At 67.2% G+C, this 18,481-nt stretch carries 14 protein-coding genes; 13 read left to right on the forward strand and 1 reads right to left on the reverse strand.

Annotation, left to right across the window (positions count from 1 at the left end; all coding sequences use genetic code 11):
* Window positions 1-161: 161 nt before the first annotated feature.
* The 6 genes from AC5P60_RS04235 (at window position 162) to AC5P60_RS04260 (ending at window position 8,949) form a co-directional block, all read left to right on the forward strand.
* Window positions 162-2,522 carry a DNA translocase FtsK gene (locus AC5P60_RS04235; protein ID WP_049452652.1) on the forward strand — a complete coding sequence of 787 codons (2,361 nt, stop codon included), beginning with the start codon at window positions 162-164 and terminating at the stop codon, window positions 2,520-2,522.
* 39 nt (window positions 2,523-2,561) lie between these two features.
* Window positions 2,562-4,499, forward strand: a complete 1,938-nt coding sequence (locus AC5P60_RS04240; RefSeq protein ID WP_483693053.1) for a DUF3857 domain-containing protein — start codon at window positions 2,562-2,564, stop codon at window positions 4,497-4,499.
* A 111-nt stretch (window positions 4,500-4,610) separates the two neighbouring features.
* Complete coding sequence (gene lolA, locus AC5P60_RS04245; RefSeq protein ID WP_445950257.1) at window positions 4,611-5,249, forward strand: outer membrane lipoprotein periplasmic chaperone LolA; 639 nt, start codon at window positions 4,611-4,613, stop codon at window positions 5,247-5,249.
* Window positions 5,250-5,727: 478 nt separating this feature from the next.
* Window positions 5,728-7,026, forward strand: a complete 1,299-nt coding sequence (locus AC5P60_RS04250) for a replication-associated recombination protein A (protein ID WP_229295565.1) — start codon at window positions 5,728-5,730, stop codon at window positions 7,024-7,026.
* Between the two features lie 180 nt (window positions 7,027-7,206).
* Window positions 7,207-8,475 carry a hypothetical protein gene (locus AC5P60_RS04255; protein ID WP_146110217.1) on the forward strand — a complete coding sequence of 423 codons (1,269 nt, stop codon included), beginning with the start codon at window positions 7,207-7,209 and terminating at the stop codon, window positions 8,473-8,475.
* A gap of 84 nt (window positions 8,476-8,559) precedes the next feature.
* Window positions 8,560-8,949: a DUF805 domain-containing protein gene (locus tag AC5P60_RS04260; protein ID WP_104920771.1), complete on the forward strand. Its 390-nt coding sequence runs from the start codon at window positions 8,560-8,562 to the stop codon at window positions 8,947-8,949.
* Between the two features lie 73 nt (window positions 8,950-9,022).
* Here the strand turns inward: AC5P60_RS04260 and AC5P60_RS04265 are convergent, their stop codons facing one another.
* Window positions 9,023-9,397, reverse strand: coding sequence for a hypothetical protein (locus AC5P60_RS04265; protein WP_033834965.1), 375 nt, complete (start codon window positions 9,395-9,397; stop codon window positions 9,023-9,025).
* Between the two features lie 280 nt (window positions 9,398-9,677).
* Between AC5P60_RS04265 and AC5P60_RS04270 the strand changes: the two genes are divergently transcribed.
* The 7 genes from AC5P60_RS04270 (at window position 9,678) to fusA (ending at window position 18,370) form a co-directional block, all read left to right on the forward strand.
* Complete coding sequence (locus AC5P60_RS04270; protein WP_033834966.1) at window positions 9,678-10,706, forward strand: alpha/beta hydrolase; 1,029 nt, start codon at window positions 9,678-9,680, stop codon at window positions 10,704-10,706.
* Between the two features lie 122 nt (window positions 10,707-10,828).
* Window positions 10,829-12,205 carry a YncE family protein gene (locus tag AC5P60_RS04275; protein ID WP_033834967.1) on the forward strand — a complete coding sequence of 459 codons (1,377 nt, stop codon included), beginning with the start codon at window positions 10,829-10,831 and terminating at the stop codon, window positions 12,203-12,205.
* Between the two features lie 51 nt (window positions 12,206-12,256).
* Window positions 12,257-13,306, forward strand: a complete 1,050-nt coding sequence (locus AC5P60_RS04280) for a heme/hemin ABC transporter substrate-binding protein (RefSeq protein WP_445950256.1) — start codon at window positions 12,257-12,259, stop codon at window positions 13,304-13,306.
* Window positions 13,303-14,346: a FecCD family ABC transporter permease gene (locus AC5P60_RS04285; RefSeq protein WP_495201686.1), complete on the forward strand. Its 1,044-nt coding sequence runs from the start codon at window positions 13,303-13,305 to the stop codon at window positions 14,344-14,346. The genes AC5P60_RS04280 and AC5P60_RS04285 overlap by 4 nt, the downstream gene beginning before the upstream one ends.
* Window positions 14,343-15,104, forward strand: a complete 762-nt coding sequence (locus AC5P60_RS04290) for a heme ABC transporter ATP-binding protein (protein ID WP_087803521.1) — start codon at window positions 14,343-14,345, stop codon at window positions 15,102-15,104. The genes AC5P60_RS04285 and AC5P60_RS04290 overlap by 4 nt, the downstream gene beginning before the upstream one ends.
* A 64-nt stretch (window positions 15,105-15,168) precedes the next feature.
* Entirely contained in the window at window positions 15,169-15,918 is a 750-nt protein-coding gene (locus AC5P60_RS04295) for a hypothetical protein (RefSeq protein ID WP_322534749.1), read from the forward strand.
* 415 nt (window positions 15,919-16,333) lie between these two features.
* Complete coding sequence (gene fusA / locus AC5P60_RS04300) at window positions 16,334-18,370, forward strand: elongation factor G (protein ID WP_231522846.1); 2,037 nt, start codon at window positions 16,334-16,336, stop codon at window positions 18,368-18,370.
* Window positions 18,371-18,481 lie beyond the last annotated feature (111 nt).

The following is an 18,481-nucleotide window of genomic DNA, read 5'->3' on the forward strand; positions in this document are numbered from 1 at the left end:
TGGCGGCTGGGGCAGGGCGATTCAAGCCGATGAACGGAACGCCGTCATCCAGCAGTGGTTTCGGCCCCCGGATTGGCCTGCCGGACGTCGCGTAACTGAAAACTGACGCCGTCTCGTTTATTATCAATCACTAACAGCGCATTCCAAAGGTATGGTCTAAGGTGGCGAAGCAGGTCCCCGAACGCTCCAAGTCCGACGACAGCAAGGCGTCACGTCGCACGGCCGCGGCGGCGACGACCGACAATCCACGCCGCCAGCGTCTCTGGCGCGATCTGGGCCTGATCGCCATCGCGCCGGCCCTGCTGTACCTGGCGGCCAGTCTTTTCACCTATTCAGCGACTGATCCGGGCTGGTCGCATACCGGCAGTGTGGTCGCGCCAGTGCACAACCTGGGTGGCCGCGCCGGGGCCTGGATCGCCGACGTGCTGCTGCAGCTGTTCGGCTACATCGCCTTCCTGCTGCCGGTGGTGCTCGGCGCGCTGGGGTGGATCGCCATGTTCGGGCTCAAGCGCGAGAGCAAGGGCGAGAACGACCTGGATCCTGCGCTGCGCCTGGTCGGCCTGGTCGGTTTCCTCATCGCCGGCACCGGCTTCCTGCACGTGCGCCTGTTCAGTGGCGACGTCTCCAGCGCCGGCGGCATCCTCGGCAAGCTGGTGGGCAATTCGCTCACGGTGGGCTTCGGCGCGCTGGGCGCCAACCTGTTCGTGCTGGTGCTGCTGCTGGCCTCGATCACGCTCGCGACCGGGCTGTCCTGGTTCACGGTGATGGAGAAGATCGGCCGCGGCGTGATGTCGCTGGCGCCGTTGCTGGAACGCAAGAAGGAAGAAGTCACCGAGTGGAAGCAGACCCGGGTGATGCGCGAGGAGCGCCAGGAAGTGCGCAAGGCCGACGCCGAGGTGCGCGCCAAGCGCGAGCCGGTGAAGATCGAGCCGCGTCCGGAGCCGGTGATCGAGAAGAGCGATCGGGCCAAGCGCGATACCCAGATTCCGATGTTCCGCGGCGTCAACGGTGATGGCTCGGACCTGCCGCCGCTGGCGCTGCTGGATGATCCCAAGCCGCAGCCCAAGGGCTACGACGAGGAGACGCTGGAGACCCTGTCGCGGCAGATCGAGTTCAAGCTGAAGGACTTCCGCATCGATGCGCAGGTGGTCGGCGCCAATCCCGGCCCGGTCATCACCCGCTTCGAGATCGAGCCGGCACCGGGTATCAAGGTCAGCCAGATCAGTTCGCTGGACAAGGACATCGCGCGCGGCTTGTCGGTGAAGTCGGTGCGCGTGGTCGACGTCATTCCGGGCAAGTCGGTGATCGGCCTGGAAATCCCCAACGTCACCCGCGAGATGATCTTCCTGTCCGAGCTGCTGCGCTCGAAGGAATATGACAAGTCGGCCAGCGTGCTGACCCTGGCGCTGGGCAAGGACATCGCCGGTCGCCCGACCGTGGCCGACCTGGCGCGCATGCCGCATCTGCTGGTGGCCGGCACCACCGGTTCGGGCAAGTCGGTGGCGGTCAACGCGATGGTGCTGAGCCTGTTGTTCAAGGCCTCGCCGAAAGACCTGCGGATGCTGATGATCGACCCGAAGATGCTCGAACTGAGCGTCTACCAAGGCATCCCGCACCTGCTGGCACCTGTGGTCACCGACATGAAGGAGGCCGCCAACGGCCTGCGCTGGTGCGTGGCCGAGATGGAGCGCCGCTACAAGCTGATGAGCGCAGTGGGCGTGCGCAACCTGGCCGGCTTCAACAAGAAGGTGAAGGAAGCCCAGGACGCAGGACAGCCGCTGATGGACCCGCTGTTCAAGCCGAACCCGGAACTGGGAGAGGCGCCGCGCCCGCTGGAAACCCTGCCGTTCATCGTCATCTTCATCGACGAATTCGCCGACATGATGATGATCGTCGGCAAGAAGGTGGAAGAGCTGATCGCGCGCCTGGCACAGAAGGCACGTGCGGCCGGCATCCACCTGATCCTGGCCACGCAGCGCCCGTCGGTGGACGTGATCACCGGCCTGATCAAGGCCAACATCCCGACCCGTATCGCCTTCCAGGTCAGCTCCAAGATCGACTCGCGCACCATCCTCGACCAGTCCGGTGCGGAAACCCTGCTCGGCCACGGCGACATGCTGTACCTGCCGCCGGGCACCGCGCTGCCCGAGCGCGTGCATGGTGCGTTCGTGTCCGACGATGAAGTGCATCGCGTGGTCGAGCACCTCAAGGCGATGGGCCCTGCCGACTATGTGGACGGCGTGCTGGACGAAGTGCAGACGATGGGCGACGGCGTGGTCGTCGGCGCCACCGGCCTGCCCGAGAACAGTTCGTCCGGCGACGAGTCCGACCCGCTGTATGACGAAGCGCTGCGGGTGGTCACCGAGACCCGCCGTGCATCGATTTCCGGCGTGCAGCGCCGGCTGAAGATCGGCTACAACCGTGCAGCGCGACTGATCGAGGCCATGGAAGCGGCCGGCGTGGTCAGCCCGCCCGAGCACAACGGCGACCGCACGGTGCTGGCACCGCCGCCGCCGAAGTAAGACCCGACGTATCCCCCACGACGTCCAAGGAACCGACGCATGCTTCACCCCGTACCAAGCGCGCTGGCGCTGGCAGCCTTCCTGGCTGTCGGCCCGGCACTGGCAGACACCGCCACCTCCGCGCCCGCCACGGCGCCGCCTTCCACCAGCGGCGATACCGAAGCCAGCAATAATTTCAGCATTGTCCGTTACCGCGCCGACTACCAGGTGCGGCCGGATGCCGGCAATGTGCAGACCGAAACCTACGAAGTGCTGCTCAAGACCAAGGCCTCGGTCGAGCAGTTCAGCCAGGTGCGGCTGAGCTACAGCGAGAAGATGGAAACCCTGGAGGTGCTTGGCGCCTACACCATCACCGCCGACGGCCAGCGCCGCGACGTGCCGGCCGACCGCATCTACACCCAGGAAAGCTACTCCAGCGCCTCGGCGGCGATGTATGCCGACCGCAAGGTACGGGTGATCGTGTTCCCGAACCTGGCCCCGGGCACCCGCCTGTACTACCAGGTGCGCCGCACCCAGGCCACGCCGTACTTCCCGGGCTATTTCGGCCTGTGGGAGACCTTCAATGTGTTCACCGAGTACGAGGACGCCGAAGTCACCCTGAGTGCGCCGGCCAACCTGCCGATGTTCATCGACAGCCGCGGCGTGCAGGGCAGCGATCGGCCGACGGTGAAGAACGGCCAGGCGCAGTGGCGCTGGCGCTACCAGCGTCGCGAGGCGATGCCGGCGCAGAACTGGTCGGCGGCGGGCTGGGAGTTCGGCCCGAACATCATGGCCAGTACCTATCGTGACTGGTCGCAGATGGGTCGCGCCTACCAGCTCAAGGCGGGCCCGGCGGCCGAGGTGACCCCGGCGCTGCAGGCGCTGGCTGATGAGATCACCGCGGGTATCAGCGACCGCCGCGAGCAGGCTGATGCGCTGTACCGCTGGGTTGCGCAGAACATCCGCTACGTGGCGGTGTACCTGGGCAATGGCGGGCTGGAGCCGAACAGCGCGCAGAGCATCCTCGACAACCACTACGGTGACTGCAAGGACCACGTGACGATCCTGGAGGCGCTGCTGGCGGCCAAGGGGATCGCCAGCTCGCCGGTGCTGATCGGTGCGGGCGGTGGCCCGACGTTGCCGAAGATTCCGGTGCTGGGCCGCTTCAACCACGCCATCACCTACATTCCCGAGTTTGATCTGTACCTGGATTCGACCACCGCGTGGGCGCGCTTCGGTCAGCTGCCAGAGGGTGACCTGGGTGCACCGGTGATGCGTACCCGTGACGCCACGCTGGCACGCACCCCGGCCAACACGCCGGAGCGTAACGCCACCTCGATGGAAGTACGTTTCACCTTCGACGCCAACGGCAACCTGCGCGGAGAGACCATTCCGAAGCTGGGCGAGAACGCCGAGATCGGCATGCGTGCCCAGTTCTCCCAGCTCAACGCGCAGAACCGTGCGCGCGCTGAAGAGCAGATCATGGCCGCCTCCGGTTTCGATGGGCGAGGGCAGCTGCAGATCCAGGGCGTGCCGGTCGATCTGACCCGGCCGTTTGGCTATCGCATGGCGTTCCAGGCCGAGGACTACGCCGACTTCAGCGTGGCCGGCGGCATGGCCGTGCCGGACCCGCCGGGTGGCGAGTCGGTGCGTGGCTTGTACGCCACCGCCTCGGCGCCGGCCAACGAGACACCGTTCTACTGCAATGCCAGCCTGCGCGAGGAGACCTATCGCCTGCAGTTCCCGGCCAATGCGCCGATCATCGCCATCCCGGCCAGCCAGCGTTTCGCCAATGCCGCCGGCGAGTACCGGGTGGACTGGAGTCGCGAGGGGCAGGAGGTGATCGTGCGACACCGCTTGCAGCAGAATGCAGTGCGTGGGCCAGAGGCGTTGTGCCAGCCGCAGGACTATCCGGCGTTCCGCGCGCTGTATCGCGAAGTGCGGCGTGGCTTCCGCGGCCAGGTGCTGTACGGCAAGCTGCCGGGATCCGGTGGCTGAATCGCCGATGGACGTTCAGGGCGGCATAATGTCGCCCTGATCGCCCATTCATCTTTCCCCGGGCACACTGGCAACCACCTTTCCTGGCGCCCGCGCCCACAGGATTCCCGCATGAACTTCCGCTTCCGCCGTTTCCTTGCCACCACCACCCTGGCCGTGGCCTGTGCCGCCGCCGGCAGCGCCTGGGCTGGCGCCCGCGATGACCTGAAGGCCTTCACCAGCGGCCTGAAGGGCTTGGATGGCCAGTTCAGCCAGCAGGTGTTCGACAGTCGCGGCAAGGTGAAGGAATCGACCAGTGGCCGCGTGGCGCTGTCGGCGCCGCGCCTGTTCCGTTGGGAATACGTGCGCCCGCACGAGCAGTTGATCGTGGCTGACGGCAGGAAGGTCTGGATGTATGAGCCGGACCTGGAGCAGGCCACCGTGCGCGAGCAGGGCAAGGAAGAGCAGAACAGCCCGCTGACCGCGCTGATCAACCCGGCGCTGCTGGAGCAGCAGTACGACGTCAGTGAAGAGGCCGCGCAGCGTGATGGCCTGCAGTGGCTGTCGCTGTCGCCGAAGCGCGAGACCGAGGCCAGCTTCCAGTACGCCGCGCTGGGCTTCAACGCCCAGGGCCTGGCCAAGATGGAAATCACCGATGCGGTTGGCCAGCGTACCGTGATCAGCTTCAGTGGCTGGAAGCGCAACCCGGGCTTTGCTGCGGGCACTTTCAGCTTCACCCCGCCGAAAGGCACCGACGTCATCGGAAACTGATCTGTGGGCGGAGGCGCTTTGGTGGGTGTCAACCGGGACCGCCTTGGTGGGTGTCAACCTTGGTTGACATGCTTTTGATCTGCCGGCCAGCGGCCGGCACTACCACCCGTGCGGCCTGATCCGCCGGGCATGGCTTGGCCCTACCTGCTCTGGTGGGTGCCAACCGGCACCGCCCTGGTGGGTGTCAACCTTGGTTGACATGCTTTTGATCTGCCGGCCAGCGGCCGGCACTACCGAATCCTGTGGCCTGGCGCCAACTGCTCTGGTGGGTGTCAACCGGGACCGCCCTGGTGGGTGTCAACCTTGGTTGACACGCTGTTGATCTGCCGGCCAGCGGCCGGCACTACCAGACATCGCATCCCACCCGCCGGGCACGGCCCGGCGCTACCGTTTGGCGGCGCGGTACAATGACCGGGTGCCAAGACATCGCTCCACTTCATACCCCGGACCCGATCTGCTGAGCGTCGATCGGGAACACATGCGCCCGCTGGCCGAGCGCATGCGCCCGCGCACCCTGGACGAAATGGTCGGGCAGAAGCGCCTGCTGGCGCCGGACAGCGCGCTGCGCCGCGCGGTCGAATCCGGGCGGGTGCATTCGATGATCCTGTGGGGGCCGCCGGGCTGCGGCAAGACCACGCTGGCGCTGCTGCTGGCCGAGTACGCCGATGCGGAATTCCGCGCCATTTCTGCCGTGCTGTCCGGCCTGCCGGAAGTGCGCCAGGTGCTGGCCGAGGCGGCGCAGCGCTTCGCTGAAGGCCGTCGCACCGTGCTGTTCGTGGACGAGGTGCACCGCTTCAACAAGGCACAGCAGGATGCGTTCCTGCCGCACATCGAACGCGGCACGATCCTGTTCGTCGGTGCCACCACCGAGAATCCGTCGTTCGAGCTGAACTCGGCGCTGCTGTCGCGTTGCCGCGTGCATGTGCTGGAAGGCGTTTCGCCGACCGACATCGTCGAGGCGCTGCAGCGTGCACTGGGCGACCGCGAGCGCGGCCTGGGCGAAGAGGGCATCGAGGTCGCCCCCGAGCTGCTGCTGGAAATCGCTACCGCCGCCGACGGCGACGTGCGCCGTGCGCTGACCCTGTTGGAGATCGCCGCCGAGCTGGCGGGCGGGGAGGGGGGGCGTATCACCCCGCAGACCCTGACCCAGGTGCTGGCCGACCGCACCCGTCGCTTCGACAAGGGCGGCGAGCAGTTCTACGACCAGATCTCGGCGCTGCACAAGTCCGTGCGCAGCTCCAACCCCGATGCGGCGCTGTACTGGCTGACCCGCATGCTCGATGGTGGCTGCGATCCGTCCTATCTGGCACGGCGGCTGACCCGCATGGCCATCGAGGACATCGGCCTGGCCGATCCACGCGCGCAGAGCATGGCGCTGGAGGCCTGGGACATCTACGAGCGGCTGGGCAGCCCGGAGGGCGAACTGGCCTTCGCCCAGCTGGTGCTCTATCTGGCCAGCACGGCCAAGTCGAATGCCGGCTATGCGGCCTTCAACCGGGCCAAGGCCGACGTGCGCGAGCGCGGCACCGAAGAAGTGCCGCTGCACCTGCGCAACGCGCCGACCAAGCTGATGAAGGAGCTGGGCTATGGCGCCGAGTACCAGTACGACCATGATGCCGAAGGCGGCATCGCACTGGACCAGACCGGCTTCCCGGATGCGATGGGCGAGCGCGTGTACTACAACCCGGTGCCGCGTGGGCTGGAAATCAAGCTGAAGGACAAGCTGGACCGGTTGCGTGCCGAGCGCGAGGCGGCGCGGGCGGCAAAAGGCAGGTAGCCCGCATTTTCGTACTTGTTGCATGGGCAGCGTAGCCCCGGCGTGGGATAAGACATCCTTGTCTGTTTGCTGGAGGTCTCCATGCCGTTGCCGGGTTGCACGGGCCGATGCGGGTGCGGTCGGAAGGGGCGCAGCGTATCGAGCTGCACACCGGCCTGCCGTCTCCCGCGGTGGGCGTGGTTGCCGCTGTGGGCGCTGCTGCTGTTGGCCGGTAGTGCCACCGCCAGCGAAACCATTGCCGGCCGCTTTGCGCCGAAACTGGGCGAGGGCCGTCCGCGCGTGCAGTGGACCGAGATGAACCCCGCCAATCATAGGGGGCCGTGTAGTGACGGAGGCTGGCGTGTCGGCGCCACGCCGGAGGCCTGCCGGGCGATGGGCATGGCGACGCGTTCGTTTGCGGCCGGTCCCAACTACCAGAGCCCGGGCGTGGTGATCGGCCGGCAGACCCTGGTGGCGGGCAGTACCGTGCTCACCTCTCGCCCGCACATCGAGCTGGATACCGGTCTCCAGGGCGTATACCTGGCCCGCGAGAACGGCGAGTGGTTCAGGATTGAGGTCGAGCTGATCGGCGCAGCGGTGAGGTACCAGGTGGCGGAGGGGCGCAATCCGCGTGCCCGTGCGAGCGACAGTGGGGAATGCCGTACTTCCGATGTGGGAAGCTTCGGTCACGCCGGGCCGCGCAGCTGGAGCAATCTGTATGTGCTTGCCAGCGCAACGGGGCCGGCGCTCTGCCTTCCGCAGCCGATCACCGGCATCGGCGGCGAGTGGGATAACGTCGTGCCGGGAGATGAGATCGATGCAAGCGTCGAGCTGACCGCGTTGACGTTCCGCATGACTGCGCCTGGATTGGCTGGCGTGGGCAACGGCATCTATCGCGGCACGCGGCGCATCCAGGTCGGCCGTACCGGTGATATCGACGTGGGCGCGGACGGCGCGACGACACTCGAGGTGGAATTTGAAGTCGAGGTCGTCAACCAGGTGGTGGTCAGCTTCGGCGATGGCGCCGCCTCCGCGCAGGTCACCCTGGCCCCGCAGGGCGGCTGGCGTGCCAATCCGGCGCCCCAGCGCCTGTTGCAGGAGGTGCCGCTGCGCTTTGGCAGCACGGTGCCGTTGTCGATCAGGCTGCGCTGCGGGCTGTATGCCGGCGAGCGCTGCGCGATCGCGCCGGCGGGCGCCGGGCCGGCACCGGTACCCATCGACCTGAGCGTGAACCTGGCCGGCTACGCCCGGTATGAGGGTGGGCCGGTACACTACGCGCGTATCCCTGCCGAGGCCTCGTCAGGGCCGCCGCTGGTGGTCGAGCCTGATCGGTCGATGGGGGCGCAGCTGTCCCCGCATGCACGGTTGCGGGTGGAGACCGATGCCGAGGCCACCGCCGAGCTGTTGCGCCACCCCGGCACGCACTACCAGGGCAGCGTGACCGTCATCTTCGAGCCCTGGCAGCGTTGAGGCACTGCACGACGGCGCCGGGCCGTTGCCTGCTCGGGGCGTGTTTGGCAGACTGCGCGGCTTCTCTTTTCAAGGATCGATGCCGTGCAGGAAATGATTCTGCCGTTGAAGCGCTACGCCCAGTTCGAGGGCCGTGCCAACCGCCGCGAGTACTGGATGTACCAGCTGTTCCTGTTCCTGGTCGCAACTGCGGTGACGCTGCTGGCTGGCGTGCTGGCGATCCTGCTGCGCAATAGCCCCGATGCACTGGCCGCCATCCTGATCGGCATGGTGGTACTGCTGTGTGTGATGTGGCTGGCCACGATCGTGCCGCTGATCGCTGTGACCGTACGTCGCCTGCACGACTGCAACCAGTCGGGCTGGCTGTTCCTGCTGGCGCTGGTGCCGGGCGGTGGCATTGTGATCATGATCTTCTCGCTGCTGCCGGGCACGCCGCAGGAGAACGTGTATGGTCCGGTGCCTTCGGGGCCGTGATCTTGCATGCGTCGAGCATGGCTCGACGCAATAGAGGCAAAGAAAAGAAGCCGGCGTTTCGCCGGCTTCGTCTTTACTTGATGGCGCAATCGCCGAAGGACAGGTAGTCCGTGCCCGAGCTGAACTGCAGCGTGCAGCTGGCGGTGAACACGGCGCCTTCTTCCAGCGCGCTGAGCTTGGCGGCCTGCTGCGCATCGTCAGTGGTCAGCCGGGCCAGGACATTGCCCTGGTCGTCGCCGGCCTCAATGAGCGGTTCGCCCGCCAGGTTGCTGGAGACGCCCAGCGCCACAGCACTGAAAGTCACCGTCTGGTTGAGTTCTTCCATGCTCAGTGTCGAGTTGCCGGCCTCTTCATAGGCCTGGTAGAGCGTTGGCAGGTCCTGCGCGGCCTGTGCGGCCAGCGGGGCGAGCAGGCCGAGGGTAAGGGCGATCAGTGCGGTGTGCTTCACGGGTTCTCACAATCATGGGATCCAATCCCATGGCGGTCATGGCGCGGATGAACGCGACCGGACCGACGGCAGACTGCCCGCCTTCCGTGGCCGCGCTGTAAGCGGGGCGATCCAATGCCCCGGTGGCCGGCAAAATAGGGGAAATGCCGTGCCCAGCGCAACCGGTCGTCGCGCGCGTGATACACAGCGTGACGTTCGATCGATGTGATAATCATTCGCGTTTAAGGTAGACTGCGGTCCCCTGTGAACCGGCGGCCCTGGGCCGCTTCTGCCGCCGCTGATGAAGCATTTCGTCCCGCCTTTGCGCCGTGGTCCGCTGGCCTGCGGCGTGGCCGCCTTGATGATGGGTCTGCTCCTGGCCACCCCGTACGCCCATGCACAGCAGCGCAATCCGCTGCAGAAGATCGGCCACACCGTGCTCGACGAGCCCGCGGCCAGCTATCGCTTCGAGCATTTCGTGGTGGACAGTCCCGACCAGCAACGCCGTTGGCGGGTGAACCTGGCGATCCCGGCCAAGGCCGGCAAGGCGCCATTGCCGGTGCTGTACGCGCTGGATGGCAATGCCGTGGCCATGGTGCTGGATCAGCCGCTGCTGGCCGAACTGGCCGCGCGCAAGGCGCCGCCGGTGCTGGTGCTGATCGGCTACGACAATGACCTGCGCATCGATTCCAAGGCGCGCACCCGCGACTACACCGCGTGGATCGACCGCGCCGACGATGAGAGCGGTACGACCCAGGCGGTCGGCGGTGGTGCTGCGGCCTTCCTGGATGTGATCGAACGCCGCATCAAGCCGGAAGTCGAGCGTCGCGCACGCATCGATACGCAGCAGCAAGCGCTGTGGGGCCACTCGCTGGGTGGGTTGTTCGTGCTCAATGCGCTGTACACCCGTCCCGCCGCCTTCCAGTCCTACCTGGCGGCCAGCCCGTCGCTGTGGTGGAGCCAGGGCGCGGCGCTGGGTGATCCGGAACAGCAGTTCGTGCAGAACGTGCATGGCCAGCCGGCAAAGCTCTGGCTGATGCTGGGTGGCGCCGAGCGTGTTGGCGACCGTGGCAAGCGCGACATGAGCAATCCGCGCGTGGTCGCGCACCTGCGCCGCATCGGTGGCGCCACTCCGGATGCGGCGATGCAGCTGTCCGAGCGGCTGGCCAAGGTGCCGGGCATGAGCGTGCAGTACCGTGAGTTCGACGGTCTCGGTCACGGCCCGATGCTGCCCGCATCGTTCCATGCCGCGCTGCATGAGCTGTACGGCGTGACCGACCGCAGCGCCGGTGACGGTGCCGCCACGGGTGGTGACAACGCCGCCGAGTGAATCCCTTCGCACGCGATGTCGTGCGACCCCACTACCCAGGCGAGGCTGCCGACGTGCAGCGGCCCAGGCAACCGATGAATCCCGCGCTACGTGGCGCGGCCTACGTGTGCAAGGAGCCTTTCATGTCGTTCCGTCCGTCTTTCCGTCTTACCTCCCTCGCCGCCGGCCTCTTGCTCGCGGTGACTGCCACCGCTCAGCCGGTGTTCGATCAGCCGGCCAACGCCACCTTCAAGGGTGAGGTCGTCTCGCGCGGTGAGAACGTGGTTCCTGGCAGCACTGCCGACGTGGTCGGTCGCGGCTTCGTGCCGGGCCAGAAAGTCAGCCTGCTGCGTGGCGACAGCGTGCTCAACACGCAGCCGCTGGTGGTCGATGCCGATGGCAACTTCAAGACCCAGCTGAGCATTCCGGCCGACGCGGTGCCGGGTACCCACCCGGTGGTGGTACGCGCCAGCCAGCCGGCTGCAGCCACCGTGCTGAAGCTGCGCGTCTCGCCGCAGCTGCCGCTGTCCGGCCAGGCGCAGTTCGCCACCCAGTCCAACAAGCTGGTGCCGGGCCTGTACCAGTCCGCCTACAGCGCCGCCAGCAATGCCGTGTTCGTGACCTCGGCCGTGGGCCGCCCGCCGGTGACCCAATCGCAGCTGCTGAAGCTGGACCCGAAGTCGCTGAAGGTGACCAAGGCGATCACCCCGGCGCAGGTGCCGGGCAGCACCAATGGTGCGGTGTACGCGGTCTATGGCGTGGGCGTGGATGACACCAACGGCAATGTGTGGGTGACCAACACCCGCCAGAATTCGATTGCGGTCTATCGCCAGAAGGACCTGTCGCTGGTCCACCAGTTCCCGGTCGACGCCGTGCCGCATGCGCGTGACGTGGTGGTCGACGGCACCCACGGCAAGGTGTTCGCTTCGGCCACCGGCGAGGACCACTTGTCGGTGTTCGATGCGAAGACGTTCAAGGAACTGCCGCAGGTGACGCTGGAGTCCGGCGTGGATGATGGCAAGTTCACCCCGATGAGCCTGGTGCTGGACGAGAAGGGCGGCAAGCTGTTCACCGTCAGCATCGGCACCCCGGAGGCGGCAGTGATCGATGTGGCCAGCGGCAAGGTCGAGAAGGTCATCGATCTGGGCAATTCGATCAGTGCCTCGGGCGTGGCCTTCGACGCCGCGCGCAACCGTCTGTACGTGGCCTCGCAGGGCACCGACAACCTGCTGATCGTTGATGTGGCCGCCGGCAAGGTGCTGCACGATGTGCCGGTGGGCGCCGGTGCGCTGAACGTCGCTTTCGATGATGCCTCCGGTCTGGCCTACGTCAGCAACCGTGGCGCTGGCACGGTCACCGTGGTGAATGGTGACGGCAAGGTGGTCGCCAATCTTGATGGCGGCACGCTGCCGAACCACGTCCGCGCCGATGGCAAGGGCAACGTGTTCGCGGTGAACAAGTCGCGCGGCGCTGAAGACCCGAAGGGTGACCGCATCACCCGCATCACCCCGAAGCAGTAAGTCACAGGGCAGGGCGGCGTGCGCGTCGCCCTGCCAGCAAGGAGAATGTGCATGAACATCGCGTCCCGTCTGCGCCTGTGTGCGCTTCCGTTGGCTGTTTCGCTGGCGCTGGCTGCCTGTGGCGGCTCGTCGGCTCCCTCTGATGACAATACGCCTGCCGAGGCGCCCGCAGCAACGGCGGCCGCTGCGGAAGCCGCGCTGCCGGCAGGCTGGCAGCGCGTGGCAGGTGCCGAAATGCCGGCCGTGCACGGCCAGAAGGCGGTGCTGCCGGCCAAGGTGCATTCCGACGATGGCGCTGACATTGAAGTGGCCGATACCAGTCGCATCATCGCCGGTGGCGACGACGTCATCGCGGTGATCGAAGCACTGGGGCTGGGCAAGCAGGTCTTTGCCGCCCCGACCAACACCACCACCCAGGCTGGCCTGGCGGCGCCGCACCAGTTCCTGTTCAACCGAACCACTGGCGTGGAGGGCGTGCTGAGCCTGCAGGGCTCGCTGTTCCTCGGCAACAGCCTGCGCCGCCATACCGAACTGGCCAAGAAGCTGCGCGAAGTGGGCGAGCCGGCGGTGGTCATCGATGACCTGCAGCCGGCGCCGGACAAGGTGCGCAAGGTCGCCGCTGCACTAGGGCTGGCCGAGGCAGGGCAAGCACTGGCCACGCAGGTGCAGCGCCAGCTCGACGAGGCTGCAGCGATTGGCAAGGGCCTGGGCCATGCGCCACGACTGATCCACGTATCGGCCACCGGCGCCGGCGGCTCACCAACTGTTGCCGGTGCCGACAGCGCCTCGGCGCAGCTGATCGCGTTGGCTGGCGGCGTCAACATCGGCACCGAGGCGGGGGTGAAGAACTACTCGCAGCTGAGCAATGAAGGCGTGGTCGCCGCAGCACCGGAGGTGATCCTGGTGACCGAGCATGACCTGCAGCTGTTCGGCGGTGCCGAGGGCCTGTGGAAGGCGTACCCGACGCTGAAGCAGACCCCGGCTGGGCAGGCCAATCGGGTCTGGGTGATGCCGGACGTGCAGCTGAAGTACACCAGTGTCGGTTCCGGTGCTGGCGCGCTGGCGCTGGCCAAGGCCCTGGCGGCGTTGCCGAAGGCATGAGTCCGGCGGATCGGCGCCGCCGTCGCGGGCGGACGATGTTGCTGGTGGCGTTGCTGGCACTGCTGGGTGCGGTGCTGGCCTCGTTCGCTGTGGGCCCGTTGCGGCTGCCGCCGCTGGAGGTGATGCAGGCGTTGGCGGTGAAGCTGGGCCTGCTCGATCCGCAGGCGGTCAGCAGCCGCGACCTCGCCGTGGTCTGGCAGCTGCGTATTCCGCGTGCCTTGCTGGGTGCGATGGTCGGTGCGTCGCTGGCGATGGCCGGTGCCAGCCTGCAGGGCCTGTTCGGTAACCCGCTGGCCGATCCCGGCATCGTCGGTGTCAGCCAGGGTGCTGCGCTGGGGGCAGTGGCTGCCATTGTTCTCGGCGCTGCGGGCGCAGCCGCCTGGCTGGTGCCTGTGGCCGCGTTCGTCGGCGGTGCGCTGGCGATCGGCCTGACCTACGCGCTGGCGCGGCCCGGGAAAGGCAGTGGCAATGCCACGCTGCTGCTGGTCGGCATCGCGATGGCCGCGTTCTGCTCGGCGCTGATCGGTTTCCTCACCTACATCGCCAGCGAAAGCGAACTGCAGTCGCTGGTGTTCTGGCAGATGGGCTCGCTGGCGCGTGCCAACTGGGCTGATGTGGCGGCCGTGGTGCCGTTGTTCGCCATTGGCGTGTTCGCGTTGCAGCGGCTGGCTACGCCGCTGGACATGCTGGCGCTGGGCGAACGCCAGGCACAGCACCTCGGGCTGGATGTCACCCGCACGCGTCGCCGACTGGTGGCGTTCAGTGCGCTGCTGGTGGGTGCGGCGGTGGCATTTGCCGGTTCGATCAGCTTCGTTGGCCTGGTGGTGCCGCACGTGGCACGCCTGCTGGTCGGCCCCGGTCATCGCTGGTTGCTGCCGTTGTCCGGCCTGCTCGGTGCGCTGCTGATCGTGGTGGCCGACACCGCGGCCCGCACGCTCGATCCGCCCGCGGAGATTCCGCTGGGCCTGTTCTCGGCCGCACTGGGTGCGCCGTTCTTCCTCTGGCTGGTGCTGCAGCAGCGCCGCAAGGCGGCGCCATGAGCGTGCTGTTGAAGCTGCATGAGGTGGTGGTGCGCCGCCAGCAGCGCGAGATCCTGCATGGCATCTCGCTCGCGTTCGAGCCGGGTACCGTGACCGCGCTGGTTGGCCCGAACGGCGCAGGCAAGTCCACCTTGCTGGCGGTAGCGGCCGGCGACCTGCGCGCCGATGCGGGCGAGGTGAGCCTGTTGGGCAAGCCGCTGGCCAGCTACAAGGCCGGGCCGCTGGCGCGCGAGCGCGCGGTAATGCCGCAGGAGCACGGCGTTCGTTTCGCCTTCAGCGTAGAGGAGGTGGTGGCGATGGGCCGGTTGCCACACCCGCCGGACCCGGTCACGGACGAAGCCCGGGTGGAAGCGGCCATCGATGCCGCCGAACTGCAGGCGCTGCGCCTGCGCGAGGTGCAGCAGCTGTCCGGTGGCGAGTCCGCCCGCACCACGTTCGCGCGCGTGCTGGCGCAGGACACGCCGTTGCTGCTGCTGGATGAGCCGACCGCCGCGCTGGATCTGCGCCATCAGGAGCGCACGCTGCGCAGTGTGCGCGCCTGTGCCGAAGCCGGTGCGTGCGTGATCGTGGTGCTGCACGACCTCAATCTTGCCGCCGGCTATGCCGACCGCATCGTGCTGCTGGAACAGGGCAGGGTGGCGGCCGACGGCACGCCGTTGCAGGTGCTGACCGAAGACAACCTGCAGCGGGTCTACCAGCAGGATGTGGTGGTGCTGGAGCATCCGCGGCGCGGGGTGCCGCTGGTGGTGGTGACCTGAGCGAGGGCCCGCCAGGTTGCTCCGGGTATCATGATTGCTTCGTTTTCTTCAATGGACTGATGCCATGTTCCGCACCGTTACCTGCAGCGTGCTGCTCGCCGCAATGATTGCTTCCGCTTGCGCTGCCAATGCGGCTTCGACCGCTCAGGTTTCGCTGACCGACGCGGCCGAGAACGCCTCGCTGATCGAGACCCGGCATTCCAGTAGCGACGGTGCCGCTGTGACGTCGATGAAGACGCAGTACTTCGCCAGCGAGGAAATGTCGGTGAGCTGGGACGACCAGCAGGTGCTGGTGCTGTGCAGGGAGGCGGCGTACCTGAAGATTCCTGCGACCAAGCTCAAGGCCGGTGCGTTGACCTCCGAACAGCGGCAGATGATCGTCTATCAGGCGCTGATGTCAGGCCTGGGGGCTGTCGCGGGCGTCATCGGGCCGGCAGGCGAGGTGGTGACCGTGGCCGATGACGGCAGCGAGACCCGCAGCGTTGGCGAAAGCAGCTGGGCGTATGGTGTTGAGCGATACGAGGTGATCACCCAGCGGCTGCCGGACGGTGCACTTCGGGTCCGGACCCGCAAGACGGAAACCGTGAATACCACGCCTCCGGCGGGCCCGGACGACATGTTCAGTACCGAGGACGATCAGGCGGCACGCCTGTCGGAACTGGCGCCGGTGGGCAGCTGGACCGAAGTGGTGGTGCGCGGTGGCGCGCGCCAGCCGCATGTAGATCCGGCGATGTCGCTGCAGGGCTGGATCTCGATGGGGGATGACCAGGCTGCGACGGTGGCCGAGGCGCGCAAGCTGCACGGCTGCAAGTGAGGGCCGCCAGGGGTCAGATCCCTTTGCCAAGGGCAAAGGGATCTGACCTCGATCTTTGTTGGCCTCATCGTTCTATTTATGTTTGCAATATTCACTTGCGCGCCAGATTGGCAGGTCTAGAATGCGCGCCATGAACCGGATGCCGCTCCTGACGTTTTTCACCCTGACCCGCGCAAGCGCGGAGCGGGCGTGTCTGCCTGGAGCCCCACGAGGCCGTTGAGACGGCCATCGCTGGACCTTCGACAGAGCGCCCTCCGGGGCGCTCTTTTCGTTTCCGCAGTTCCATTTCCCATAACCCGCTGTACCGCAAGGAGAACGTGCCATGCACCAGATCGCCGAGACCGAACGCTAGCCGCGCACCCTGTCGCCAACCGGGGTGTGCGGCCCCTGAAGTTGGCTTTGCAGGAACCTCTTTATGAACACCCAAGTCCTTTCCCGCCGTCGCAACCTCGGCATCATTGCCCACATCGACGCCGGCAAGACCACGTTGACCGAACGCCTGCTGTGGAAAAGCGGCGAAATCCATCGCGTCGGTGAAGTGCACGACGGCAACGCGACCACCGATTTCTCGGCGATCGAACGCGAGCGCGGCATCACCATCGGCGCGGCCGCCGTGCAGGCGCAGTGGGCGCCGCGTGACCTGCCGCCGCATCGGCTGACCCTGATCGACACCCCGGGCCACATTGACTTCGCGATCGAAGTCGAACGTTCACTGCGCGTGCTCGACGGTGCCGTGGCCGTATTCTCGGCCGTGGACGGCGTGCAGCCGCAGTCCGAGACGGTGTGGCGCCAGGCGCGTCGCCATCGCGTGCCGCTGATTGCCTTCGTCAACAAGATGGACCGCGTCGGCGCTTCGTTCGAGCGTGTGCTGGAGCAGCTGCAGGACAGGCTGCGGGCGCGACCGTGGGCGCTGGGCGTGCCGTTGGGCAGCGAAAGCGGCTTCAACGGCTGGGTCGATCTGGTCGATGAGCGCGTGCTGCAGTGGCAGGATGGTGCCGCAACCATGGTAACCCCGTGGGACGACGCCGCGCGGGCCCAGTGGCAAGCCCAGCGCGATGCGCTGGTGGAGACCGTGGCTGATCACGACGAACAACTGGCCGATGCCTGGCTGGAAGGTCGCGTAATCGATGCCGGGATGCTGCGCGCGGCGATCCGACGGGCGACGCTGGCCGGTGCGGGCGTGCCTGTACTCGCCGGTGCGGCCTTCAAGGACAAGGGTATCGAGACGCTGCTGGACGCCGTGGTCGATTACCTGCCGTCGCCGCTGGATCGTCCTGCCGTCACTGCTGAAAGCGAAAGCGGTGAGGTGGTGCTGCCGCCGGATCCGGACGGTCCGCTGGCGGGCCTGCTGTTCAAGATCACCCACCAGCAGCACGGCGCACTGAGCTTCGTGCGGCTGTACTCGGGCAGCTTGAAGGTGGGCGACGCGGTGGCCAGTTCGCAGCATCCACAAGGGCGGCGTGTCAGTCGCCTCGTGCGGGTGCAGGCTGACCAGACCCACGACATCGAACAGGCCGTGGCCGGCGACATCGTGGCGGTGCTGGGCTGGAAGGATGCGGTCAGTGGCGAAACGCTGAGTGGCCGTGCGCAGCCGCTGCGCCTGGAGAACATCCAGGCCCAGGCGCCGGTGCTGGCGTGGCGGCTGGAGCCGGCGCGTGCGGCCGACCTGATCAGGATGGCGCAGGGCCTGGCCAGCCTGGCCCAGGAAGACCCGTCATTCCGCGTCGAAACCGATCGCGACACGGCGGAAACCCTGGTCTGGGGCATGGGCGAGCTGCACCTGGAGGTGATGGTCGAGCGCCTGCGCAGTGAGTGGAAGGTGGACGTGGGCGTAGGTGCGCCGCGCGTGGCCTACCAGGAAACACCGCTGCGCGCGATGTCCGGTGTAGTCGGGCGGCTGGTCAAGCAGACCGGCGGCCAGGGCCAGTTCGCGCACGTGGTGCTGGATGTGGCGCCGCGTGAGGACGACCAGGTGGTGTTCAACGACCGCATCGTCGGTGGCGTGGTGCCGCGCAGCTTCATCGCAGCGGTGGAGAAGGGCGTGCGTGCCGCGCTGTCGGAAGGTCCGCAGGGTCATCCGGTGGTCGGCATCGAGGTCAGTCTTGTCGATGGCCAGACCCATGCCAAGGACTCTTCGGAGATGGCGTTCCATCGCGCGGGTGCCGAGGCGATCAAGGCCGCGCTGGCTGAAGGTGGCACGCAGTTGCTGGAACCGGTGATGGCGGTGACGGTGCATTCGCCGTCGGCGTCGGTGGGCGATGTGGTCGGCGACCTCAACCGGCGCCACGGTCGCATTGCCCGCATCGAGGACCAGGACGGTCGCGCTGAGGTCAGTGGTTTTGCGCCATTGGCACAGCTGGTGGGTTACACCACGTCGCTGCGTTCGCTCAGCCAGGGGCGGGCGAGTAGCGAGGCGCACCTGCACGGCTACGAGCCGGTACGCGCTGCATGAGGAAAGGTGGGGAGCCCGTTCGCGGGCTCCCCTTTTTTGTGTTCGGGGCGCGCATCCACGCATGGCGTGGATCTACCGCGCGATCGGGTCGCGAGCTCTGCAGCAGATCCA

The sequence above is a fragment of the Stenotrophomonas sp. YJH_SMC_120 genome, assembly GCF_059368675.1.